This is a genomic window from Brevundimonas naejangsanensis DSM 23858 (assembly GCF_000421705.1).
In the GTDB taxonomy this organism is placed as follows: domain Bacteria; phylum Pseudomonadota; class Alphaproteobacteria; order Caulobacterales; family Caulobacteraceae; genus Brevundimonas; species Brevundimonas naejangsanensis.
The window spans coordinates 63,973-84,866 of the sequence record NZ_ATXN01000005.1 but is presented as its reverse complement, the minus strand read 5'-3'; the positions used below and the strand labels follow the sequence as shown (position 1 = coordinate 84,866).

Genomic DNA, 20,894 nt, shown 5'->3' with positions numbered 1-20,894 from the left:
TCATGGCAAGGGAGAGAAAACCAATGTCACAGGCGGCACTGAAGCTCGTGGGTAAAGAAGACAGCGACAAACAACGCGCTCTAGAGGCGGCGATCGCGCAGATCGATCGCGCCTTCGGCAAGGGCTCGGTCATGAAACTGGGCAAGGCCGGACAGGTGGCCGAGATCGAAAGCGTCTCGACCGGCTCGCTCGGTCTCGACATGGCGCTCGGCATCGGCGGCCTGCCGGTCGGGCGGGTGATCGAGGTGTTCGGTCCCGAATCCTCGGGCAAGACCACCCTGGCCCTGCACACCGTGGCCGAGGTCCAGAAGAAGGGCGGCGTGGCCGCCTTCGTCGACGCCGAGCACGCGCTGGACCCCGTCTATGCGCAAAAGCTGGGCGTCAATCTGGACGACCTGCTGGTGTCGCAGCCCGACACGGGCGAACAGGCGCTGGAGATCGTCGACACCCTGGTGCGTTCGGGCGCCGTGGACATCGTGGTGGTCGACTCCGTCGCCGCCCTGACGCCGCGCGCCGAAATCGAGGGCGAGATGGGCGACAGCCTCCCCGGCCTTCAGGCGCGTCTGATGTCGCAGGCCCTGCGCAAGCTGACGGCCTCGATCTCCAAGTCGAAGTGCATCGTCCTGTTCATCAACCAGATCCGTCACAAGATCGGCGTCATGTACGGCTCGCCGGAAACGACAACGGGCGGCAATGCGCTGAAGTTCTACGCCTCCGTGCGCCTGGACATCCGCCGCATCGGCGCGATCAAGAACCGCGACGAGGTGGTCGGCAACACCACCCGCGTCAAGGTGGTCAAGAACAAGGTCGCCCCGCCGTTCCGCGAAGTCGTCTTCGACATCATGTACGGCGAAGGCATCTCCAAGATCGGCGAGATCATCGACCTGGGCGTCAAGGCGGGCATCGTCGAGAAGTCCGGCTCCTGGTTCTCTCATGACTCGACCCGCATCGGCCAGGGCCGCGAGAACGCCAAGGAGTTCCTCAAGAACAACCCCGACATGGCCGCCTCGATCGAAAAGGCGGTGCGCCAGTCCACAGCCAAGATCGCCGACGACATGCTGGGCGCGCCCGAACCCGACGAGGGTCAGGACATGGAAGGCTGATCCGTCCCATCATTTGAACGCCGTCATCCTCGGGCCTGACCCGAGGATGACGCCAGGAAGCGCCCCCTTCCGTTCCAGCCGGGATCGCGCGGACGATCCAGTCCTCGGGCAAGCCTGAGGATGACGGCGGGACGGGCGCCTTCCGACACAGTTTCTCCGTTCGCCACCGCGCGACCCGCCTACCGACCCCGCGTGGCCGGTCGGACGGAGATCGGCCCGCCCGACCTGCTTCGGGCGGGCCTTTTTTTGTTCGGCGACTTTTCGTAACTAGATCAGAGCGGCCCACCAGGACGGCACTCGTGTCCTCGCTCCGCCGTATAATATGGCGTAGGGAACAGAGGCGTTACTACCCAAGCATTACCACCATATTCCATACAGTAGTCCTGGCCGTAGCCCACGATCGTGGTCTTCGAAGCATCCGAATAAAAAGTGTAATAGTATACATACTCGGGCGCTTTGAACGCCACGGCTGGCGAAGCCGTCATCGCGAACAAGAGACCTGCAGCCGCCAGCTTGACGATGCTACGCATATCCAATCTCCTTGAACTCATGACCTGACATTATTGTCAGAGACAAAGACATAACATCGATTCGCTAGATCGCTTCCCTTCTCACTCAGACAGACATCTCCATGCCCATGACCTTCGCCACCGCCGATCTGTGCGACGACCACCCTGACGCGGTGAAGGTCTGCCAGACTCCCTTCCGCAGCTACGGCAAGGTCACGGCTTTCCACGGCCCCGTCCGCACGCTCAGCGTGCTAGACGACAACGCCCTGGTCCGTCAGACGCTGGAACGCCCAGGTCAGGGTGCCGTGCTGGTCGTCAACGGCGGCGGCTCGCTGAAACGGGCTCTGGTCGGCGACAACCTGGCCAAACTGGCGATCGACAACGGCTGGGCCGGCGTCGTCGTCCACGGCGTCATCCGCGACACGGCCGTCATCAACACCATGAATATCGGCGTCAAAGCCCTGGGGACCGTCCCCCTGCGCGCCGACCGCGACGCCATCGGCGAGATCGACATCCCCACAGCCTTCGGCGGCGTCATCTTCACCCCCGGCCACTGGCTCTATGCCGACGAGGACGGCCTGATCGTCTCGCCGCATCGCCTGCACGATTAAAGCTCCGGCCACGCAAAAACGCGGCCCTCGTCGCATGATCACGCGTCAGTGATGCGTTCGGCGCAAAATCCCTATATGACGCCGGTTCCGATATTTCCTCCGCGCGCCCGAGTTCCAGAGCGATACGCCCATGACCAGCCTGAAGCAGATCCGTTCCACCTTCCTCGACTACTTCGCCGCCGACGGCCACGAGAAGGTGCAGTCGGCTCCGCTCGTGCCGCAGAACGACCCGACCCTGCTGTTCGTCAATGCGGGCATGGTGCCGTTCAAGGACTATTTCACCGGCGCGGCGACCGCGCCCTACAACCGCGCGACCAGCTCGCAGAAATGCGTGCGCGCGGGGGGCAAGCACAACGATCTGGATAACGTCGGTTATACCGCGCGCCACCACACCTTCTTTGAAATGCTGGGCAATTTCTCGTTCGGCGACTACTTCAAGGACCACGCCATCGAGCGCGCCTGGACCCTGCTGACCAAGGAGTTCGGCCTCGATCCCGCCCGCCTGCTGGTCACCGTCTATCACACCGACGACGAAGCCTTCGACATCTGGAAGAAGGTCACGGGGTTCGCCGATGAGAAGATCATCCGCATCCCCACCAACGACAACTTCTGGGCCATGGGCGACAGCGGCCCGTGCGGTCCATGCACCGAGATCTTCTACGATCACGGCGATCACATCTTCGGCGGCCCTCCCGGTTCGCCGGACGAGGACGGCGACCGCTTCGTCGAGATCTGGAACAACGTCTTCATGCAGTTCGAGAAGGAGAACGACGAGATCGTTCGCGAACTGCCCAAGAAGTCGGTCGACACCGGCATGGGTCTGGAGCGCATCGCCGCCGTGCTTCAGGGCGTCCACTCCAACTATGAAGTGGACCTGTTCAAGACCCTGATCCACGCCTCGGAAGAGCTGACCTCGACCAAGGCCGAGGGCGACCGCGCCCCGTCGCATCGCGTCATCGCCGACCACCTGCGCTCGACCGCCTTCCTGATCGCTGACGGCGTGACCCCCTCGAACGAGGGCCGGGGTTATGTCCTGCGCCGCATCATGCGTCGCGCCATGCGCCACGCCCACCTGCTGGGCGCCCAGGACCCGCTGATGCACCGTCTGGTGCCGACCCTGGTCGAGGAGATGGGCGAGGCCTATCCGGAACTCGGCCGCGCCCAGGCCTTCATCGAGGACACCCTGAAGCAGGAAGAGATCCGCTTCCGCACCACGCTGGGTCGCGGCATGAACCTGTTCGACCAGGCTACGACCGGCTTCAAGGCCGGCGACATGCTGGACGGCCAGACCGCCTTCACCCTTTACGACACCTACGGCTTCCCGCTGGACCTGACGCAGGACGAGGCCCGTCGTCGCGGATTCAGCGTCAACGTCGACGGCTTCGAGGCCGCCATGGCCGAGCAGCGCGACCGTTCGCGCGAGCACTGGAAGGGCTCGGGTCAGACGGCCTCGGCCGGCGCCTGGCTGGCCCTGCGCGACCAGCACGGCGGCACCGAGTTCACCGGCTATGAGTCCGAGACCGGCGAGGGCAAGGTGCTGGCCATCGTCAAGGACGGCGCCGAAGCCCCGTGCGCCGCGACCGGCGAAACGGTCGAGGTGCTGCTGGACAAGACCCCCTTCTACGGCGAGGGCGGCGGTCAGGCAGGCGACAAGGGCGCCTTGGTCTGGAGCGGCGGCGAAGGCCGCGTGCTGGACACCAAGAAGCACGGTGGCGACCTGCACGTTCACACGCTGGAGGTGACGCAAGGGTCGCTGTCCACGGGCGCGATCGTAACCGCCACGGTCGAGGAAGGCTCGCGCCCGACCACACGCGCCAACCACTCGGCCGCCCACCTGTTCCACGCCGCCGTCAAGAACGTGCTGGGCGCCCACGTCGCTCAGAAGGGCCAGATGGTCGACGCAGAGCGGATGCGCTTCGACTTCAGCCACAACGCCCCGATGACGGACGAGGAGATCGCCCGCGTCGAGGATGAGGTGAACGCCGTCATCCGCCAGAACGTCCCCGTCACCACCGAGCTGATGACGCCCGACGCCGCCATCGCGGCGGGCGCCGTGGCCCTGTTCGGCGAGAAGTACGGCGACGAGGTCCGCGTCCTGACTATCGGCCGCGCGCTCTCGGGTCCGGGCGCCTATTCGGTCGAACTGTGCGGCGGCACCCATGTCTTCCGCACCGGCGACATCGCCCTGTTCAAGATCGTGTCCGAAGGCGGCGTGGCCGCCGGCGTGCGTCGCGTCGAGGCCCTGACCGGCGAGGCGGCCCGCCGCTTCCTGCTGGATCAGGCCAATGTCGCCCGCCATCTGGCGCAAGGCTTCAAGATTCAACCCGCCGAGGTTCCGGCCCGCGTCGAGGGCCTGCAGGCCTCGGTCAAAACGCTGGAGAAACAGGTCGCCGACCTGAAGAAGCAACTGGCGCTGGGCGGCGGCGCGGGCGCCAACGCCGCGCCGGAAGAGATCGGCGGGATCAAGCTGATCGCCCGCGTTCTGGACGGCGTCGACGGCAAGGGCCTGCGCGGCGTGGCCGAGGACTTCAAGAAGCAGCTCGGCTCGGGCGTCGTCGCCCTTGTCGGCATCACCGACGGCAAGGCGGCCATCACCGTCGCCGCGACGCCGGATATGGCGGGTAAGGTCAACGCGGCCGACCTGGCCCGCGACGCCGTCATCGCCATGGGCGGCAAGGGCGCGGGCGGCAAGCCCGACTTCGCCCAGGGCGGCGCGCCGGATGGATCGAAAGCCGAGGACGGCCTGAACGCCATCCGGGCCGCGCTGAAGGGCTGATCACCCCCATAAGCTAAAACGAGAAAGGGCGGCGCACCGGATGCGCCGCCCTTTTTCTTGGGCTGAACCCTCCACCCGCTCATCCCCGCGGAGATGAGCGGATATTTTTACTCCGGCGCCCCCAGATCGATCGCCGCCAGTTTCCAGCGGAACAGGTTGCGGCGCTTCATCAGCAGGGAGACCTGCTCGTCCGGCTGGTCGTCGCGGGTCAGGGTGACCGCGAAGGTGTCCAGGTCGCGATAGCCCCACGACTGGCGCACGCGCTTGTTCTCGGCTTTCGGCTCCGCGGGCTCCGGACGCTTGATCTCCGGCTTAGGCGTACGCCCTTCCTGCACCATCAGGGCGATGGCCTGAGGGGTGACGAAGGCGTCCACCGCCCCGCCGACGAGGGCGGGCGCCAGCAGCATGCCCAAGCCCGACAGGCCGCTGTCGCCGAGGCGTTTGTCCTTGCGCATCTCGACCATCATGCGGGCGTTCAGCTCGTCCTTCAGGCTGGCGCGGAAAGCCGGGAAGTCGACCTGGCGCTCCAACGCCTTTTCATCGCCGATCCTGGCCGCCTGCACCAGCGACCGCGCCGCCAGCAGGGGCGAGGCGGCGTAGGCGAGCACAAAGACGGCCCCCGCCGTCAGCCCCAGACGAATGATCAGTTTGCGGTTCATCGGCCCTCCCCTGCCTTACGAACGCGACGGGACGACGACGAAACGGCGCCAAAATCCCTAACAGGATTAGGGACATGGATCGCAGACGGGTTCAATGCGTGTTTTCACCGGCTCTCGTTTCCAAGCGAAGCTGACGATGGGGTGAGGCAAACATTGATCACCGCTCATCCCGGCGGACGCCGGGATGAGCGGAATAGGGAAGCGATACCGCTCAACAAAAAAGGCCCGCCGGATCGCTCCAGCGGGCCTTGATGTCTTGGCGGATCCAGGCCGCGTCGGGTCGAGACCCGAAGGGCGGCGCGAAGCAGCCAAGGCGGAGCCTTCTGACCGCGGTCGACTAAAAAAGCCTCAGCCGATACCCGGCAGGGCCTTCTTCAGGTTCTCGGACACCTTGTCCAGGAAGCCTTCGGTCGTCAGCCAGGACTGCTGATCGCCGACCAGCAGGGCCAGATCCTTGGTCATGAAGCCCGACTCGACGGTGTCGACGACCACGCGCTCCAGCGTATCGGCGAACTCGGCCAGCTGGGCGTTGTCGTCCAGCTTGGCGCGGTGCTTGAAGCCGCGCGTCCAGGCGAAGATCGAGGCGATCGAGTTGGTCGAGGTGGCCTCGCCCTTCTGATGCTGGCGGTAGTGGCGGGTCACGGTGCCGTGGGCGGCTTCCGTTTCCATGACCTTGCCGTCCGGCGTCATCAGCACCGAGGTCATCAGGCCCAGCGAGCCGAAGCCCTGGGCCACGATGTCCGACTGCACGTCGCCGTCGTAGTTCTTGCACGCCCAGACGAAGCCGCCCGACCACTTGATCGCGGCTGCGACCATGTCGTCGATCAGGCGATGCTCATAGGTCAGGCCGCGCTTCTTGAATTCCTCGGCGTATTCGGCGTCGAAGACTTCCTGGAAGATGTCCTTGAAGCGGCCGTCGTAGGCTTTGAGGATGGTGTTCTTGGTCGACAGATAGACCGGGTAGTTGCGCTGCAGGCCATAGGCGAACGAGGCATGGGCGAACTCGCGGATCGAGGAGTCCAGGTTGTACATGCCCATGGCGACGCCAGCGCCCGGCGACTTGTAGACCTCGTGCTCGATCACCTGGCCGTCATCGCCGACGAACTTGATCGACAGGGTGCCGGCGCCCGGCATCAGGAAGTCGGTGGCCTTGTACTGGTCGCCGAAAGCGTGGCGGCCGACGACGATCGGCTGGGTCCAGCCCGGCACCAGACGCGGCACGTTCGAGCAGATGATCGGCTCGCGGAAGACCACGCCGCCCAGGATGTTGCGGATGGTGCCGTTCGGCGACTTCCACATCTTCTTCAGGCCGAATTCGGCGACGCGCGCCTCGTCCGGGGTGATGGTGGCGCACTTCACGCCGACGCCGTGCTTCTGGATGGCGTGGGCCGCGTCGATCGTGATCTGATCGTCGGTGGCGTCACGGCTTTCCATGCCGAGGTCGTAATAGTCGAGTTCGAGGTCCAGGTACGGGAAGACCAGCTTGTCCTTGATCATCTGCCAGATGATCCGGGTCATTTCGTCGCCGTCGATGTCCACGATGGGGTTGGCGACCTTGATCTTGGCCATGCTTACGCCTCTGTCTCTCAAATCAGGGAAGGAATTCAGTGCAGGGGATATAGCGACCCCCGCGCGCGGGCGCAAAGGGGACGAAAGCCGCAACGCTCGAACACCCGCGCCGGAACGAAACGGCGGCTTGGCCGCTTGGCTTCTTCACGGCTACGCTTGAAGGCCGTCGGTCGGTCACAACGCATGGAATCCCTGATGTCGCCTCGCCGCCTCCGGTTCGTCGCCCTCGCCCTGCTTCCGCTCGCTATGGCCGCCTGCAAGGGACAGGAGGCCGCCGCCCCGCCTGAGGCTCCGGCGGTTCAGCCGCCCGCCGCAGCCGCCTCCGCCGTAGTGCCCGCCGCTCAGAACGACGCCCATCCGCCCAGCGTGACGCGCGAGTTCCGCGACTGGACGGCGACCTGCGACAACACCAACCACTGCGTCGCCTTCGGCTCGGCCGAGGAAAACATGGGCTTCGTCATGGTCTCCCTGGCGCCGGGCCCTGACGCGCGGCCGGTCGTCCACATGGGGGGCTGGGGGCTGGAGGCCGGACAGGGCGACGTCTACGCCGAGATCGACGGCCGCCGCTATGCCGGCAAGAACTCCAAGATGGACGAGGAAGGCGACGTCATCGCCTTCCGCACGCCCTCGGCCGAGCTGTTGCGTGACCTGGGCGCCGGCTCCTTCATGGCGCTGAGGCGCGGCGACGAGAAGATGAAGGTCAGCCTGGGCGGGGCGGCCGCCGCCTTCCTGTGGATCGACGAGCGTCAGGGACGACTGGGCACGACCACGGCGCTGATCCGACGCGGCGACCGGTCCGCGTCCAGCGTGCCCGTCGCCCCCGCCGCGCCGCGCGTGACGCTGGCCGCCGCCGTTCCTCAGAACGGCCTGCCTCAGGATGACCTGTCGCCTGCGCTGCTGGCCCACCCCAAGGTCAAGGAATGCCTGGCCGCCACCCGCATCGGCGAACGGTTCGAGCCGAATGTCGAGGTCGCCCGTCTGGCGTCCGACAAACTGCTGTGGAGCGTGCCGTGCGGCGAGGGCGCCTATAATTTCACGCAGGTCTATTTCATCACGCCTGCAGACGGGACCGCGCCTCAACTGATTGACTTCCCCACGGCCATGAGCCGCCACGACGAACTGGTGAACAGCCGTTACGATCCGAAAACTCGGACCCTGTTCGCCTTGGGCAAAGGGCGCGGCATCGGCGACTGCGGCCGCATGGGCGTCTGGGCCTGGACCGGCGAACGCTTCGCCCTTCTGGAGGAAAAGGAAATGCCGAGTTGCACCGCCATTCCGCAGGACCTGTGGCCGAGCACTTGGCGCGCCGTGACCTGACGCCCGTTCGTCGGCACATATGAAACGGCCCGGGCGCGCGAGCGTCCGGGCCGTTTTTCGCTTCAGACTTCAGCCGCGCATCAGGCGCGCATCCGCCCTTCCAGCACCGCCAGCGGCAGGGAGCCGCTGCCCAACACCTTGTCGTGGAAGGCGCGCAGGTCGAAGCCGTCCTTGGCCTGAGCCTCCTCGCGCAGGCGGGCGATGACCGTGTGCCCGACCTTGTAGGCGCAGGCCTGGCCCGGCCAGACCGAATAGCGGTTGATCTCGCTGTTCGAGGCGTCCAGCGGCTTGGCGCCCGAGGCCGCCATATAGTCGACCGCCCGTTCACGGCTCCAGCGTTCAGAGTGGATGCCGGTGTCGACCACCAGCCGCACCGCGCGGAACAGATAGGACATCAGGAAGCCGACGCGGCCGAGCGGATCGGCCGCATAGGCGTCCAGATCATTGGCCGCCACCGCCTCGGCGTACAGGGCCCAGCCTTCGTTGAAGGCCGAGAAACCGCCCGCGCGGCGCCACTGCGGCAACTCGCCCGACTCGCGTTGCAGAGCGACCTGCAGATGGTGGCCCGGCGAGGCCTCGTGATAGGTCAGGGTCGGCAGGGCGAACTTCGGCCAGTTCCCGCTGTCGCGCAGGTTGATGTAGTAGGCGCCCGGACGCGAGCCATCCAGCGGCGGCCCCTGATAGTAGCCGCCCGGCGCACCCGACTGGATCGACACCGGCACGCGGCGGATTTCGACGTGGGTCTTGGGCAGTCGGCCGAACACGGTCGGCAGCTTGGGCTCCAGCGCAGCGACCTGTTCGTTCAGCCACTTCAGCAGATCTTCCTTGCCCGCATCGGTGTTGGGGAAGAGTTGGGCCGGATCCTTGTTCAGGGCCTGAACCCGTTCGCCGACCGTGCCTTGAGTATAGCCCTGCGACTTCAGGATGGCGTCGATCTCGGCCGAGATCTCGGCCACCTGCTCGACGCCCATGGCGTGAATTTCCTTGGCCGACAGCGTGGTCGTGGTGTTGGACTTCAGTCCGGCGGCGTAGAAGGCTTCGCCGTCCGGCAGGCGCCACACGCCCGCATCGTGCACGGCCTTGGGACGGATAGCTTCCAACGCCTCGATCTGACGGGCCAGGGCCGGCTTGACCTTCTCGTCGACCAGGGCGGCGGCGCGCGCGTCATAGCCCGACAGGTTCAGCGCCCCGGTCTTGCGGACCAGCGACTGGATCATGGCCATGTCGGCGGCGGGCGTGTCGCGCAGGGTGCGGATCTGCGGCAGCATCCGGTCGATGATGAAGTCCGGGGCGATCACGCCCAGACCGGCGTCTTCCCTGATTTTGTCCGTCTCGCCGTCCAGCACGCCCGCGAAAGCCTCCAGACGCGAAAGGAAGGCGTCGGCGCCCGCAGCGTCCTCGATGCGGTGCTGGTTGTCCATGAAGTCGGGCGTGGAGAAATAGGCGCCCGACAGCTGGGTCACGATATAGGGCGACGGACGCCCCGGCCCCGAACCATAGTCGAAGCGCGCCGTCTGGGCCGCCGTGTCGCGCCCGAAGGCGGCGATGGCGTAGTTCAGCGCCCCGGCCTCGGACAGGCCCTTCTGGTCGAAGGCCTTCAGCTCGTCCCAGCGTTTGATCGCCTTTTCCCTGTCCTTGCGGATGGCGTCCGGCCCGGCCTCGCTGAGTTTGGACGACAGGCCCGCGCGGGCGCCCTTGTCCAGACCCAGGTTGGTGGCGCGCTCGGGCGCCTCGTCGATGTCGGCCTCGAACCACCCGTCCAGCAGGGTGTTCAGGCGCGCGTCGGCGTCGCTGGCGGCGGCGGCGCACTGGGCCAGCATGGGCGCGGCGGCGGCGGTCGCAGCGGCGCTCAGCAGAAGATGGCGGCGATTGATCATTCAGGTACTCCCCCCAAAGAAGCCGCGCCGCGCCGGACGCTGCTTCACACTCACGCTCAATGAAGGACCGGCGCGTCCGGGAAACTCAGGTCGCCGTCAGAGCGGCGTCCAGGCGTTCATGGTCCGCTCCAGCACCGTCAGCGGCACGCCGCCCAGAGCCAGACCCGTGTCATGGAAGCCCTTGATGTCGAAGCGACTGCCCAGACGCTTCTTGGCGTCCTCGCGCAGTCTGACCCAGGTGGTGTGGCCGACCTTGTAGCTGGACGCCTGCCCCGGCCAGACGCAGTAGCGTTCGATCTCGGTGGCGATGGTGCTTTCCTTGTCCCCCAGCACATCGACCATGTAGCGGATGCCCTGCTCGCGGCTCCAGCGCTTGTGGTGCAGGCCGGAGTCCGCCACCAGCCGCGCCGCGCGGAACATCAGCGACTGCAGATAGCCCACTTGGCCGAAGGGATCGTTTTCATAGACGCCCATCTCGTCCGCCAGCTGCTCGGAATACAGGCCCCAGCCTTCCGAATAGGCCGAGAAGCCCATCACCTTCATCAGCAGCGGCGTGTCCGGCTGCTCCATCTGCAGGGCGATCTGATGGTGATGGCCCGGCGTCGCCTCGTGATAGGTCAACGTCGGCAACATCCATTTGGGCCACTCCGCCGTGTCACGGAGGTTGATGTAGTAGGCGCCCGGCCGCGACCCATCCAGCGCCGGGGCCTGATAATAGCCGCCCGGCGCGCCCGCCTCGATGGCCTTGGGCACGCGCCGGATTTCGCACGGCGACTTGGGCAGGCGGCCGAAATAGTCCGGCAGGCGCGCCTGCATGGCGGCCATCTGGACGTTCAGCTCCTGCAGCAGCTCTTCCTTGGCCTCGTCCGTGTTCGGATAGACGAAGCGCGGGTCCGCGCCGATGGCGGCGATGCGTTCCCCCACGCTTCCCTGCGTCATCCCCTGCGCCTTCAACAGGGCGTCGGCGCGGGCGGAAATCTCGGCCACCTGCTCCAGCCCCATCTGGTGCACCTCGTCCGGGCTGAGCGAGGAGGTGGTGTAGTTCTTCAGGCCGAAGCGGTAATAGGCCTCGCCGTCCGGCAGGCGCCAGACGCCCGCGTCATGGGTCGCCCCGGCGCGAACCGCCTTCAGCGCCTCGGCCTGACGCTGGATCGCCGGATAGACGGCGTCGGTCAGGATGGCCTCGGCGCGCGCCGCCCAGTCGCCGGGGATGTTCTTCTCGGCCGTCCGGCGGGCGATCGACTGGGTCATGACCGACTGGGCCGCCGCCGTGCCGGTGATGGCCTCCATCTGCGTCAGGGTGCGGTCGATGACGAAGTCCGGCGGCACGGCCCCGGCGGCGTAGTCGATCTGCATCCGCTCGCGCTCGTCATCCAGACTGCGGGCGAAGTCCGACAGGCGCGACAGATAGGCCTCGGCGTCGTCCGCCGCCTCGATGCGGTGCTGGCTGTCGAGGAAGTCGGGAATCTGCTGATAGGATCCGCCCAACTGGCTGATCGTATAGGGCGAGGGGTACATTCCGCCGCCGTAGGGGAAGGCGTAGCCTTCCATCACCGTCTCGCCGAAGAAGCTCAGGGCGTCGTGATAGATCTGTTCCTTGGCCGGCAGGGCGTCGCGGTCGATCGCCGCCATATCCTTCATTCCGGCGATGAATTTCGCCTTGTCGGCCTCGACCTTGGTCTGGCTGCGGTCGCTCAGCTTGAAGCGGGCGTCGGCCATCGGCCCCCGGTCCATGCCCAGCATGGTCAGGGCTTCCGGATCGCTCAGCAGCAGTTCCTGCGCGATCCGGTCCATCAGGGCGTTGAAGGCGGCCGAGGCGTCCTGCGCCCCTCTCGTGCGGGCCAGGGCGCGCACCGGCCCGATCGCCGCGAGCGCTCCCCCCGCTGCGGCCCCTGCCAGAAGACGGCGACGATCCATCATGGCTTTCCTCCCAAAAAGCGATGGGCCGGGATGCTAGCTCAGCAATGAAAGCCCGCAAGCCATGATCGTCATAGGTCGGAAGTTTCCCGCCCTCGACGTCGCGAGGGCGGGCGGGCCTTGAGGCCTCAGCGCTTCACATGGGCCTTGATGCAGTCGCGCACGGCGCGTTTCAGGTCGCCCGGCGCGTTCGGCTCGTCCACGCCCTCGGCGGCGAAGACAGCGCGCATTGCGGCGTCCAGCCCCTTGGGCAGGGCGGCGATCACCTTCTTCTGTCCTTTTTCATGCAGGCAGAAGCCGACCTGGTTGCACAGGTCGGCGAACATGGAGTCAAAATCGGGGGCGGCGTCGGTCATCACACTCAGGCTTTCAGCCGCTTGGCGTGGAAGGCCACATGGTCGTCCACGAAGCTGGCCATGAAGAAGTAGGAATGGTCATAGCCCGGCTGCATCCGCAGGGTCAGCCCCTGACCGGCCTTTTGCGCCGCCGCCTTCAGCAGTTCCGGCTTCAGCTGATCGGTCAGGAAGGAATCGGCGTCGCCCTGATCCACCAGGATGTCGTCGAAGACGCCTTTCGCCGCCCCGCCCTCGATCAGCAGGGCCGCGTCATGCCTGGCCCATTGCGCACGATCCTCGCCCAGATAGGCGGTGAAGGCCTTCTCGCCCCAGGGGCAGCGCGTCGGCGACGAGATCGGCGCAAAGGCCGACACCGATTTGAACAACTCGGGATGGCGCAGCGCCAGCGTCAGCGCCCCGTGCCCGCCCATCGAATGGCCGAAGATGGAGCGCGTCTTCGTCGTCGGGAACTGGGCGTCGATCAGATCGATCAGCTCGCCCGTGACATAGCTTTCCATGCGGAAATGCGGCGCCCACGGCGTTTCAGTCGCATCGACGTAGAAGCCCGCGCCCTGTCCCAGATCATAGGCGTCGTCATTGGCGACGCCCTCCCCGCGCGGCGAGGTGTCGGGCGCGACGATGATAACGCCGTGTTCGGCGGCGGCCTTATAGGCTCCCGCCTTGGTGGTGAAGTTGTCCTCGGTGCAGGTCAGGCCCGACAGCCAGATCAGGACCGGAAACGGCCCCTCGCCCGCAGGAACAAAGACCGACAGCGTCATGGGCGTGCCCGTCGTCGCGCTGTCGTGCTTCAGATAGCGCAGCGTCCCGCCGTGAACGACGTGGCTCTTGACCGTTTCCATAAGCTCAACTCCTGAAGATCAGTCCGGCCAGACCCTGGCCATGAAGTCGTCATCGAGGACGCCGCCGTCCTCGGAGAAATGCGCGTACCAGTCGCGCGGGATCGGGGCGACCGCACCTTCGGGCTGGGCGCCGCCGCCCCAGGCGTCGAACTGCAGGCCGACCAGAATCGGGCCCTGCCGCACCGACGGAGCCGGAACCGCTTTGGCGGCGCCGGTCAGGGCTTCAATGACCTGCGGCTGCATCGCCGGCTCGCCCGTAACGATCCAGGCCCTGGACCGCTCGCCCGGTTTGACCATCAGCAGCATCATGCCGGATGCGCCCGCTTGGGTCGGCTGCGCCCTGGCGGCGGCGGCGACCGCCTCATCCACTGCCGTCAGGTAGGGTGACAGATCGGCGATCTCGACCCGCTCCTTCATCACCCGATCCGGCAGATACAGCACCACCTTCTTGCGGACCCAGACGTCTGCAGGCGCCTCGGCGGGCGCGGGCGCATCGGCTCCGCGCGGCGTGCAGGCGGCGAGCGCCCCGACCGCCACAGCGGCCATGATCGACGCAATCGCCGCCTTCGTCTTCATCGTCTCAATCCTCAGCCCGGCCGGTGCACGGCGCAGATCTTGTTACCCGACGGATCGCGCAGATAGGCCAGATGCATGACGCCGAAGGGCGAATTACGCGGCCCGGCCGGATCCTCGATCGCCGTGCCGCCCGCCGCAACCCCGGCTTCGGAGAAGGCGACCACCGCCTCGGGGCTTCTGGCGAAAAAGCCGATGGTGCCGCCGTTGGCGTGACAGGCCGCCTGGCCGTCGCGCGGTTTGACCACGCCCAGCATTCCGCGCGGCGTCATATACCAGACGCCCGGCATCGGCGCCTCGCTCAGCGTGCCCGGCTGATGACCCAGCGCGCCCATAACGGCGTCATAGAATTTGTGCGAGGCTTCGAGGTCGTTGGCCCCGACGGTGACGTGCGTGAACATGATGATCCTCCCAGATCCGCCCGATCCTTCGCCGGGCGCGGCCAGCTAAACCGAGCAGGTTTCATTTGGCAACGAACTTTGCTGCACCTGCTCAGTCAACCTCAGTCGGGGCGCGCGCCCTCGCGGGCGTAGGCGCCCATCAGCTCGCCATAGTCTTCGGGCGGCGGAAACTCAGGATAGCCGACCCTGGCCCCCGACTGCACGCCCGGCAGACGCTCCGTCGTCCAGGTGTCGGCATGAGGAACGAACCACGCCCCGTCGTCCAGCAGGCTGGGTCTCAGGTTGACGAACTGTCCCCCCGCAATGCCGCGCGTGAACAGCCACGTCTTGCACGACGGGCAGAAGTGATGCTCCGGCACGGGATTGTGCAGGCCGCCGATCTCCGTCTCGCCCTCGATTGTCAGCCCTTCGCTGGGCAGCATCAGGCTCAGCGAATAGGCGCCGCCCGTCAGCTTCTGACAGGCGCGGCAATGGCAGGCCGCTGCAAACACCGGCGCCTGGGCGACCTTGATCCGCACCTGCCCGCAAAGGCAGGCGCCCGTCCACGGCAGTTTCCAGTCGCCCATGGCTGAACCCCTCTCTTAGAACACGATCACCGATCGGATGCTCTTGCCTTCATGCATCAGATCGAAGGCTTCATTGATACGTTCCAGCGGCAGGGTATGGGTGATCATCGGATCGATCTCGATCTTGCCGTCCATGTACCAGTCGACGATCTTGGGCGTGTCGGTGCGACCGCGCGCCCCACCGAAGGCCGAACCCTTCCAGACGCGGCCAGTGACCAGCTGGAACGGACGGGTGGCGATCTCCTTGCCCGCCTCGGCCACGCCGATGATGACGCTCTCGCCCCAGCCGCGGTGGCAGGCTTCCAGCGCCTGACGCATGACCACGGTGTTGCCGGTGCAATCGAAGGTGTAGTCGGCGCCGCCGCCGGTCAGCTCGACCAGATGGGCCACCACGTCCGAGACATCCTTCGGATTGACGAAGTGGGTCATGCCGAAGCGACGGCCCCACTCCTCCTTGTCGCCGTTGATGTCGACGCCGATGATCATGTCGGCCCCGACCATCTTCAGCCCCTGAATGACGTTCAGGCCGATGCCGCCCAGACCGAAGACCACGGCGTTGGCGCCCGGCTCGACCTTGGCCGTGTTGACCACCGCGCCCACGCCCGTCGTCACGCCGCAGCCGACGTAGCAGGCCTTGTCGAAGGGGGCGTCCTTGCGGATCTTGGCCACCGCGATCTCGGGCAGGACCGTGTAGTTCGAGAAGGTCGAGCAGCCCATGTAATGGTGAATGGTCTGGCCCTTGTAGGAAAAGCGCGAGGTGCCGTCCGGCATCAGGCCCTTGCCCTGCGTGCCCCGGATCGAGGTGCACAGGTTGGTCTTGCGGCTCAGGCACGACTTACACTGGCGGCATTCCGGCGTGTACAGCGGGATGACGTGATCGCCGACGGCAAGGCTGGTTACGCCCGGTCCGACCTCGACCACCACGCCCGCGCCTTCGTGGCCCAGAATGGAAGGGAAGAGACCCTCGCTGTCCAGACCGTCCAGCGTATAGGCGTCGGTGTGGCAAACGCCGGTCGCCTTGATCTCGATCAGCACCTCGCCCGCGCGCGGGCCTTCCAGATCAACCTCGACGATCTCGAGCGGACGTTTGGCTTCGAACGCAACGGCGGCGCGGGTTTTCATGTCTTGGTCCTTCGGACGTCCCTATCGCTTGCGACGCGGTCGCTCGCTGCTTCAGGGACATGAGGTGGCGGGTGATTTGGCGACCTTACTACGCTCGTTACGGCTGGGTCGAAATGGCGACAACCGCAAAACATTATTGCCGTTGAGCAACAATCCTGATCCAACGTCCCCATGAGCCGCTGGGACGGAATCGACGAATTCACCGCTGTCGCTGAACAGGCCAGCTTCTCGGCCGCCGCCCGGCGTCTGGGCCTGTCGACCTCGGCCGTCAGTCGCGAGATCGCCCGGCTGGAGGACCGCCTTCAAACGCGCCTGCTCCACCGCACCACCCGCCGGGTCGAACTGACCGACGCGGGCCGCGACTTCCTTTCCCGCTGCCGCCGCCTGATCGACGAACGCGATGAGGCCCTGGCCGCCGTCCAGCCCGACGATCAGGCCCCGCGCGGCCTGCTGCGGATGACCTGCTCCGTCTCCTATGGCGAGCGGTTCATCGCCCCGGCCGTCAACGCCTTCGCGAAGCTGAACCCCGAACTGCGCATCGAACTGGACCTCGACAACCGCCTGCGCGACCTGGTCGGCGACGGCTATGATCTGGCGGTGCGGTTCGGCCATCTGACCGACTCGCGGCTGATGGCGCGGCGCCTGGCCTCGCGGCGACTGATCCTGTGCGCCAGCCCCGACTATCTGGCCCGCCGCGGCGCCCCGCGCGACCTGTCCGAGATCGCCAGCCACGACGGCCTGATCGGCTCGGTCGAACACTGGCGCTTCACCGAGGCGGGGCGTGAAGTCAGCCTTCGCCCCACCGGCCGCTGGCGCTGCAACTCCGGCGCGGCGGTGCTGGACGCCGCCCTGCAAGGCCTCGGCCTGTGCCAGCTGCCCGACTTCTATGTCGCCGAGGCCCTGGCCTCGGGCGTCCTCGTCTCCTTGCTCGATGACCAACGCCCGCCCGATGAAGGCGTCTGGGCCGTCCATCCCCATCCCCGCCACGTTCCACCGAAGGTCCGCGCCATGATCGACTGGCTGCACGACCGCCTGTCCGCATCAAGGAGCCCCGCATGAACCTCGTCATCCTGACCGGCGCCGGCGTCTCGGCCGAGAGCGGCGTGCCGACCTTCCGCGCCTCGGACGGCCTGTGGGAAGGGCATCGCGTCGAGGCCGTCGCCACGCCCGAGGGCTTCGCCGCCGACCCGGCTCTGGTGCAGGACTTCTACAACCAGCGGCGGCGGCAACTGGCGAGCGTGCATCCCAACGCCGCGCACCGGGCCCTGGCCGATCTGGCGGCGCGGTGGGCGGGCGACTTCCTGCTGGTGACGCAGAACGTCGACGACCTGCACGACCGGGCCCATGCGGAGACGCCGCCCGCGCCGGGCTTTGAGCTGATCCACATGCACGGCGAGCTGAAGAAGGCGCGCTGCACCGCCTCGGGCGTCGTCTGCGACTGGCATGATGATCTGGAGCCCGCCCACGCCTCGCCCCATCACCCGCACGGACGTTTGCGCCCCCACATCGTCTGGTTCGGGGAAATCCCGCTGGAGATGGAGCGGATCGAGGCGGCGCTGGCGCGATGCGACCTGTTCGTCTCCATCGGCACCTCGGGCGCGGTCTATCCGGCGGCGGGCTTCGTCCAGTCGGCGCGCATGGCGGGTGCCCGGACGGTGGAGATCAATCTGGAGCCGACGCAAGGCGCTGGCCTGTTCGACGAGGGCGTCTATGGCCCCGCCAGCGAGACCGTGCCCGCCTTCTTCGACGCGCTCTAGGCCCTCGGCCCGAACAGGATGATCGCGGCGCCGATCAGGCAGACCGCGCCGCCGATGACGTCCCAGCGGTCCGGCGTCGTCTTCTCGACCAGCGCCATCCACGCCAGCGACGCCACGATATAGACCCCGCCGTAGGCGGCGAAGGCCCGCCCCGCCGCCTCGGCCGGAACCAGGGTCAACAGCCACGCAAAAGCGATCAAACTGAGCACGCCCGGCGCCAGCCACCACGGCGAGCGATCCAGCTTCAGCCACGCCCAGAAGGCGAAGCAGCCGCCGATTTCGGCCAGCGCCGCGAGGGGATAGACGAGGGCGAGTTTCACTTGTCCTTCTTCGCCGCCTCAGCTCGTTCCGCCGCCAGCTTAGCCAGCACGCGCCCCCGCCCCTTCGAAAGGGCGTGGATGGCGCCGCGCATGGTGGCGACCTCCTGCTCGGTGAAGGCGGCGCGGCCCAGCATGACGCGCAGGTTCTGGCTCATCGAGCGCTTCTTCTCGGGCGGATAGAAGAAGCCGCCGTTGTCCAGTTCCGCCTCCAGATGCTCGTACATGCCCAGCAGAAGGTCGTTCGACGCGGGCGGCTCGCCTTCCCTGAATCTCGGCGGCGGGGCGTCCAGGATCAGGGTGCGCCACTCATAGGCGTTGATCGCCACCGCCTGCGCCAGGTTCAGCGAGTGGTGCTTCGGGTCGATTGGAATCGTCGTGATTCCGGCGCACAGGGCGATGTCGCCCGTCTCCAACCCAGCGCGCTCGCCGCCGAACAGCAGGCCGGTCTTCAGGCCCGAGGCCGTGTCGTCATACAGGATGCGGGCGCTCTCACGCGGGGTGCGCACCGGCTGGCGCGTCTCGCGCGGGCGGGCGGTGGTGGCGAAGACGGTGTGCAGATCGGCGATGGCCGCCGCCACGCTGTCAAACACCTTGACCCCGTCCAGCACCCAGTCGGCGCCGGACGCCGTGGCCCAGGCGCGCTCCTGGGGCCAGCCGTCGCGCGGGCTGACCAGCCGCAGCTCGGACAGGCCGAAATTGGCCATGACGCGGGCGACCGCGCCGATATTGTCGGCCATCTGCGACTTGTCGAGGACGACGACGGGAGGGGTGAGTTCGCTCATGGGCGCTGTGTAATCCTTCTGCCCCGGCGCGAGAAGCGCGCTTGCCTCCTTCTTCGCCGCGCCCATATCCTCGCAACACCTTCTGTTTCCGAAAGCCGCCGCCATGACCGCGCCCGCCTCCAAGCCGCTGAAGATCGACTTCGTCTCCGACGTCATGTGCCCGTGGTGCGCCGTGGGGCTGGGCGGGCTCGAACAGGCTCTGGAGCGTCTGGAGGGCGAAGGGATCGCCGCCGACATCGCCTTCCAGCCGTTCGAGCTGAACCCCGACATCGCCCCCGAGGGCGAGAACATGGGCGAGCACCTGGCCCGCAAATACGGCTCCACCCCCGAACAGTCGGCCGCCAACCGCGCCGCCATTACCGCCCGCGCCGCCGAGGTCGGGGTCGAGATGAACTTCCGCGACGACAGCCGCATGTGGAACACCTTCGACGCCCACCGCCTGCTGCACTGGGCCGGGCTGACGGCGCCGGACAGGCAGGCGGCGCTGAAACACGCCCTGTTCGGCGCCCACTTCACCCAGGGCCGCAACGTCTCGGACGCGGGCGTCCTGACCGAGGCCGCCGAGGCCGCCGGGCTGGACCGCGCCGAAGCGGCCGAGGTGCTGGCGTCCGGCCGCTATATGCAGGAGGTCCGCACGGCCCAGACCCTGTGGCGCGCGCGGGGGATCACCTCCGTCCCCGCCGTGGTGGTGGAGGACAAATATCTGATCTCCGGCGGCCAGCCGACGCAGGTGTTCGTCAACGCCCTGCGCGAGATCGCGGGCAAGGCATAAGGCCCTTCTCCCCTTGAGGGAGAAGGTGGCAGGCGGAGCCTGACGGATGAGGGGTGCGAGCGCCCCGTTTTCCAATGACCCCGAGGGAGAGAAAGCGCTTCATGTCGCGCCGACACCCCTCATCCGGCCCTTACGGGCCACCTTCTCCCTCAAGGGGAGAAGGGTTGGGAAAAACAGAGTCCAATTCGTCTGAATCGTCTGAAATCGGCGCCTCTCCTTCCGGCGCCGGCCCTTGCGGCGTCAGACGGGCGCTGAGGAGGCGATGCGGGCCTCGACGGCGCGGCGGCCCAGCAGGTCGTCAGGGGCCAGGCGGGCGGCGTCGCGGGCGACGGCGGCGACCGCCTTCATGTCGGCTTCCAGCGCAGCGAGCGGGTCAGGTTCAGGCGCAGGCGGCGGGCTTTCAGGCTCCGCAGCGGCCAGCAGGGCCGGGTCCGTCAGCGCGCGCCAGGTGCGCAGCCACGACGCCGCCTCGGCCGCCCGGCCGCGCCGCACCGCCCGGTTCAGCCGCATCAGGGCCTGAGCCGCCATCGCGGCCAGATCGGGGGCGTCCGCCGCTGCATCCTCGACTGGATCGTCGTCGCAGGGCCACGGATCGGGGTCCCCCGCGTCGCAGCGGCGCCAGCCCTAGCGCGCGGCGCGGGACCGCAGCGTCCCCAGCTTCAGCCCATAGCGGTCGCAGACGGCCTCGGCCGTATCCCCGGCCAGATAGTCGCGCCGCGCCGCCGCCCACACCTCGTCTGGGTGCACGCGATAGCCGTCCCGCGGCGCCGGGTCTTCGTAATAATGGCCGCGCGGGGCGTCAGCTGCCTCGGCCCGCTCGGCGGTCGAGGGCCGCACATGGTCGGGGATGTAGGTGGCAGCGCCGTACTCGTCCTGCTCCCACCGGCCGGAGGCGATGATGCGCGGCGCCTCCTCATGCCAATCCTTTTCCGGCCAGTCCTTCTCCCGCCCGCCTGAAGCCTGATCGTCCATCGCGCCGCCTCCTGCCTGAAAGGCGGAGGGTGGAGGACGGGTGCGTCAGGATCGGACGGGGAGCCCCCTCTTCCTTTCGTCATCCTCCGACGAGCG

General features: G+C 67.2%; 22 protein-coding genes. 7 read left to right on the top strand and 15 right to left on the bottom strand.

What is annotated here, in order from left to right; genetic code table 11:
* The first annotated feature begins 23 nt into the window (after positions 1 to 23).
* Positions 24 to 1,103, top strand: a complete 1,080-nt coding sequence (gene recA / locus H556_RS0111490; protein WP_024354566.1) for a recombinase RecA — start codon at positions 24 to 26, stop codon at positions 1,101 to 1,103.
* Between the two features lie 272 nt (positions 1,104 to 1,375).
* On the opposite strand, the gene H556_RS16380 is transcribed toward recA, so the two are convergent.
* Positions 1,376 to 1,633: a hypothetical protein gene (locus tag H556_RS16380; protein WP_155802476.1), complete on the bottom strand. Its 258-nt coding sequence runs from the start codon at positions 1,631 to 1,633 to the stop codon at positions 1,376 to 1,378.
* Between the two features lie 101 nt (positions 1,634 to 1,734).
* Here H556_RS16380 and rraA point away from each other — a divergent pair, with 101 nt between their 5' ends.
* Both rraA and alaS read left to right on the top strand, forming a co-directional pair.
* Positions 1,735 to 2,223, top strand: coding sequence for a ribonuclease E activity regulator RraA (rraA, locus tag H556_RS0111485; protein ID WP_035302993.1), 489 nt, complete (start codon positions 1,735 to 1,737; stop codon positions 2,221 to 2,223).
* Between the two features lie 130 nt (positions 2,224 to 2,353).
* Positions 2,354 to 4,999, top strand: coding sequence for an alanine--tRNA ligase (alaS, locus tag H556_RS0111480; RefSeq protein WP_024354564.1), 2,646 nt, complete (start codon positions 2,354 to 2,356; stop codon positions 4,997 to 4,999).
* A 107-nt stretch (positions 5,000 to 5,106) separates the two neighbouring features.
* Here the strand turns inward: alaS and H556_RS0111475 are convergent, their stop codons facing one another.
* Entirely contained in the window at positions 5,107 to 5,658 is a 552-nt protein-coding gene (locus H556_RS0111475) for a DUF2939 domain-containing protein (RefSeq protein ID WP_024354563.1), read from the bottom strand.
* 348 nt (positions 5,659 to 6,006) lie between these two features.
* Positions 6,007 to 7,227: an NADP-dependent isocitrate dehydrogenase gene (locus H556_RS0111470; RefSeq protein ID WP_024354562.1), complete on the bottom strand. Its 1,221-nt coding sequence runs from the start codon at positions 7,225 to 7,227 to the stop codon at positions 6,007 to 6,009.
* Positions 7,228 to 7,422: 195 nt separating this feature from the next.
* Here H556_RS0111470 and H556_RS0111465 point away from each other — a divergent pair, with 195 nt between their 5' ends.
* Positions 7,423 to 8,544, top strand: coding sequence for a DUF1176 domain-containing protein (locus tag H556_RS0111465; protein ID WP_029673562.1), 1,122 nt, complete (start codon positions 7,423 to 7,425; stop codon positions 8,542 to 8,544).
* Between the two features lie 80 nt (positions 8,545 to 8,624).
* Here the strand turns inward: H556_RS0111465 and H556_RS0111460 are convergent, their stop codons facing one another.
* From H556_RS0111460 to H556_RS0111425, 8 genes are all read right to left on the bottom strand, one after another.
* Positions 8,625 to 10,421 (bottom strand): DUF885 domain-containing protein, encoded by a 1,797-nt coding sequence (locus tag H556_RS0111460; protein ID WP_024354560.1) that lies wholly within the window; start codon positions 10,419 to 10,421, stop codon positions 8,625 to 8,627.
* Between the two features lie 96 nt (positions 10,422 to 10,517).
* Positions 10,518 to 12,341, bottom strand: coding sequence for a DUF885 domain-containing protein (locus H556_RS0111455; protein ID WP_024354559.1), 1,824 nt, complete (start codon positions 12,339 to 12,341; stop codon positions 10,518 to 10,520).
* 125 nt (positions 12,342 to 12,466) lie between these two features.
* The gene (locus H556_RS0111450) at positions 12,467 to 12,694 is read right to left on the bottom strand and encodes a hypothetical protein (RefSeq protein ID WP_024354558.1); all 228 of its coding nucleotides are present in this window, start codon (positions 12,692 to 12,694) and stop codon (positions 12,467 to 12,469) included.
* Between the two features lie 5 nt (positions 12,695 to 12,699).
* Entirely contained in the window at positions 12,700 to 13,533 is an 834-nt protein-coding gene (gene fghA / locus H556_RS0111445; RefSeq protein WP_024354557.1) for an S-formylglutathione hydrolase, read from the bottom strand.
* Between the two features lie 18 nt (positions 13,534 to 13,551).
* The gene (locus tag H556_RS0111440; protein ID WP_024354556.1) at positions 13,552 to 14,109 is read right to left on the bottom strand and encodes a hypothetical protein; all 558 of its coding nucleotides are present in this window, start codon (positions 14,107 to 14,109) and stop codon (positions 13,552 to 13,554) included.
* A gap of 11 nt (positions 14,110 to 14,120) precedes the next feature.
* Entirely contained in the window at positions 14,121 to 14,507 is a 387-nt protein-coding gene (locus H556_RS0111435; RefSeq protein ID WP_024354555.1) for a VOC family protein, read from the bottom strand.
* A 101-nt stretch (positions 14,508 to 14,608) separates the two neighbouring features.
* Positions 14,609 to 15,073: a GFA family protein gene (locus H556_RS0111430; protein ID WP_024354554.1), complete on the bottom strand. Its 465-nt coding sequence runs from the start codon at positions 15,071 to 15,073 to the stop codon at positions 14,609 to 14,611.
* Between the two features lie 15 nt (positions 15,074 to 15,088).
* Entirely contained in the window at positions 15,089 to 16,195 is a 1,107-nt protein-coding gene (locus H556_RS0111425; RefSeq protein ID WP_003166043.1) for an S-(hydroxymethyl)glutathione dehydrogenase/class III alcohol dehydrogenase, read from the bottom strand.
* A gap of 171 nt (positions 16,196 to 16,366) precedes the next feature.
* Between H556_RS0111425 and H556_RS0111420 the strand changes: the two genes are divergently transcribed.
* Positions 16,367 to 17,254 (top strand): LysR family transcriptional regulator, encoded by an 888-nt coding sequence (locus H556_RS0111420; RefSeq protein WP_024354553.1) that lies wholly within the window; start codon positions 16,367 to 16,369, stop codon positions 17,252 to 17,254.
* Positions 17,251 to 17,952: an NAD-dependent deacylase gene (locus tag H556_RS0111415; RefSeq protein ID WP_024354552.1), complete on the top strand. Its 702-nt coding sequence runs from the start codon at positions 17,251 to 17,253 to the stop codon at positions 17,950 to 17,952. Before H556_RS0111420 ends, H556_RS0111415 begins: the two co-directional genes overlap by 4 nt.
* On the opposite strand, the gene H556_RS0111410 is transcribed toward H556_RS0111415, so the two are convergent.
* Together H556_RS0111410 and H556_RS0111405 are read right to left on the bottom strand one after the other, a co-directional pair.
* Positions 17,949 to 18,272 (bottom strand): YnfA family protein, encoded by a 324-nt coding sequence (locus H556_RS0111410; protein WP_024354551.1) that lies wholly within the window; start codon positions 18,270 to 18,272, stop codon positions 17,949 to 17,951. The two genes, H556_RS0111415 and H556_RS0111410, sit on opposite strands and share 4 nt — an antisense overlap.
* Positions 18,269 to 19,054, bottom strand: coding sequence for an RNA methyltransferase (locus tag H556_RS0111405; protein WP_024354550.1), 786 nt, complete (start codon positions 19,052 to 19,054; stop codon positions 18,269 to 18,271). Before H556_RS0111405 ends, H556_RS0111410 begins: the two co-directional genes overlap by 4 nt.
* A gap of 103 nt (positions 19,055 to 19,157) precedes the next feature.
* Here H556_RS0111405 and H556_RS0111400 point away from each other — a divergent pair, with 103 nt between their 5' ends.
* The gene (locus tag H556_RS0111400) at positions 19,158 to 19,826 is read left to right on the top strand and encodes a DsbA family oxidoreductase (RefSeq protein ID WP_024354549.1); all 669 of its coding nucleotides are present in this window, start codon (positions 19,158 to 19,160) and stop codon (positions 19,824 to 19,826) included.
* 240 nt (positions 19,827 to 20,066) lie between these two features.
* Here H556_RS0111400 and H556_RS0111395 read toward each other — a convergent pair whose 3' ends face one another.
* Both H556_RS0111395 and H556_RS0111390 read right to left on the bottom strand, forming a co-directional pair.
* Positions 20,067 to 20,354 (bottom strand): hypothetical protein, encoded by a 288-nt coding sequence (locus H556_RS0111395; RefSeq protein WP_024354548.1) that lies wholly within the window; start codon positions 20,352 to 20,354, stop codon positions 20,067 to 20,069.
* Between the two features lie 96 nt (positions 20,355 to 20,450).
* Entirely contained in the window at positions 20,451 to 20,798 is a 348-nt protein-coding gene (locus H556_RS0111390) for a hypothetical protein (RefSeq protein WP_024354547.1), read from the bottom strand.
* Between the last annotated feature and the right edge of the window lie 96 nt (positions 20,799 to 20,894).

Excerpts from the sequence above, each read along its gene's own strand:
- H556_RS0111470 (WP_024354562.1), bottom strand. The coding sequence starts at position 7,227 with ATGGCCAAGATCAAGGTCGCCAACCCCATCGTGGACATCGACGGCGAC.
- H556_RS0111460 (WP_024354560.1), bottom strand. The coding sequence starts at position 10,421 with ATGATCAATCGCCGCCATCTTCTGCTGAGCGCCGCTGCGACCGCCGCC.
- H556_RS0111425 (WP_003166043.1), bottom strand. The coding sequence starts at position 16,195 with ATGAAAACCCGCGCCGCCGTTGCGTTCGAAGCCAAACGTCCGCTCGAG.
- H556_RS0111455 (WP_024354559.1), bottom strand. The coding sequence starts at position 12,341 with ATGATGGATCGTCGCCGTCTTCTGGCAGGGGCCGCAGCGGGGGGAGCG.
- fghA (WP_024354557.1), bottom strand. The coding sequence starts at position 13,533 with ATGGAAACGGTCAAGAGCCACGTCGTTCACGGCGGGACGCTGCGCTAT.
- H556_RS0111390 (WP_024354547.1), bottom strand. The coding sequence starts at position 20,798 with ATGGACGATCAGGCTTCAGGCGGGCGGGAGAAGGACTGGCCGGAAAAG.
- H556_RS0111415 (WP_024354552.1), top strand. The coding sequence starts at position 17,251 with ATGAACCTCGTCATCCTGACCGGCGCCGGCGTCTCGGCCGAGAGCGGC.
- H556_RS0111475 (WP_024354563.1), bottom strand. The coding sequence starts at position 5,658 with ATGAACCGCAAACTGATCATTCGTCTGGGGCTGACGGCGGGGGCCGTC.
- H556_RS0111450 (WP_024354558.1), bottom strand. The coding sequence starts at position 12,694 with ATGACCGACGCCGCCCCCGATTTTGACTCCATGTTCGCCGACCTGTGC.
- H556_RS0111395 (WP_024354548.1), bottom strand. The coding sequence starts at position 20,354 with ATGGCGGCTCAGGCCCTGATGCGGCTGAACCGGGCGGTGCGGCGCGGC.
- alaS (WP_024354564.1), top strand. The coding sequence starts at position 2,354 with ATGACCAGCCTGAAGCAGATCCGTTCCACCTTCCTCGACTACTTCGCC.
- recA (WP_024354566.1), top strand. The coding sequence starts at position 24 with ATGTCACAGGCGGCACTGAAGCTCGTGGGTAAAGAAGACAGCGACAAA.
- rraA (WP_035302993.1), top strand. The coding sequence starts at position 1,735 with ATGCCCATGACCTTCGCCACCGCCGATCTGTGCGACGACCACCCTGAC.
- H556_RS0111465 (WP_029673562.1), top strand. The coding sequence starts at position 7,423 with ATGTCGCCTCGCCGCCTCCGGTTCGTCGCCCTCGCCCTGCTTCCGCTC.
- H556_RS16380 (WP_155802476.1), bottom strand. The coding sequence starts at position 1,633 with ATGCGTAGCATCGTCAAGCTGGCGGCTGCAGGTCTCTTGTTCGCGATG.
- H556_RS0111435 (WP_024354555.1), bottom strand. The coding sequence starts at position 14,507 with ATGTTCACGCACGTCACCGTCGGGGCCAACGACCTCGAAGCCTCGCAC.
- H556_RS0111420 (WP_024354553.1), top strand. The coding sequence starts at position 16,367 with ATGAGCCGCTGGGACGGAATCGACGAATTCACCGCTGTCGCTGAACAG.
- H556_RS0111405 (WP_024354550.1), bottom strand. The coding sequence starts at position 19,054 with ATGAGCGAACTCACCCCTCCCGTCGTCGTCCTCGACAAGTCGCAGATG.
- H556_RS0111430 (WP_024354554.1), bottom strand. The coding sequence starts at position 15,073 with ATGGGCGACTGGAAACTGCCGTGGACGGGCGCCTGCCTTTGCGGGCAG.
- H556_RS0111440 (WP_024354556.1), bottom strand. The coding sequence starts at position 14,109 with ATGAAGACGAAGGCGGCGATTGCGTCGATCATGGCCGCTGTGGCGGTC.
- H556_RS0111400 (WP_024354549.1), top strand. The coding sequence starts at position 19,158 with ATGACCGCGCCCGCCTCCAAGCCGCTGAAGATCGACTTCGTCTCCGAC.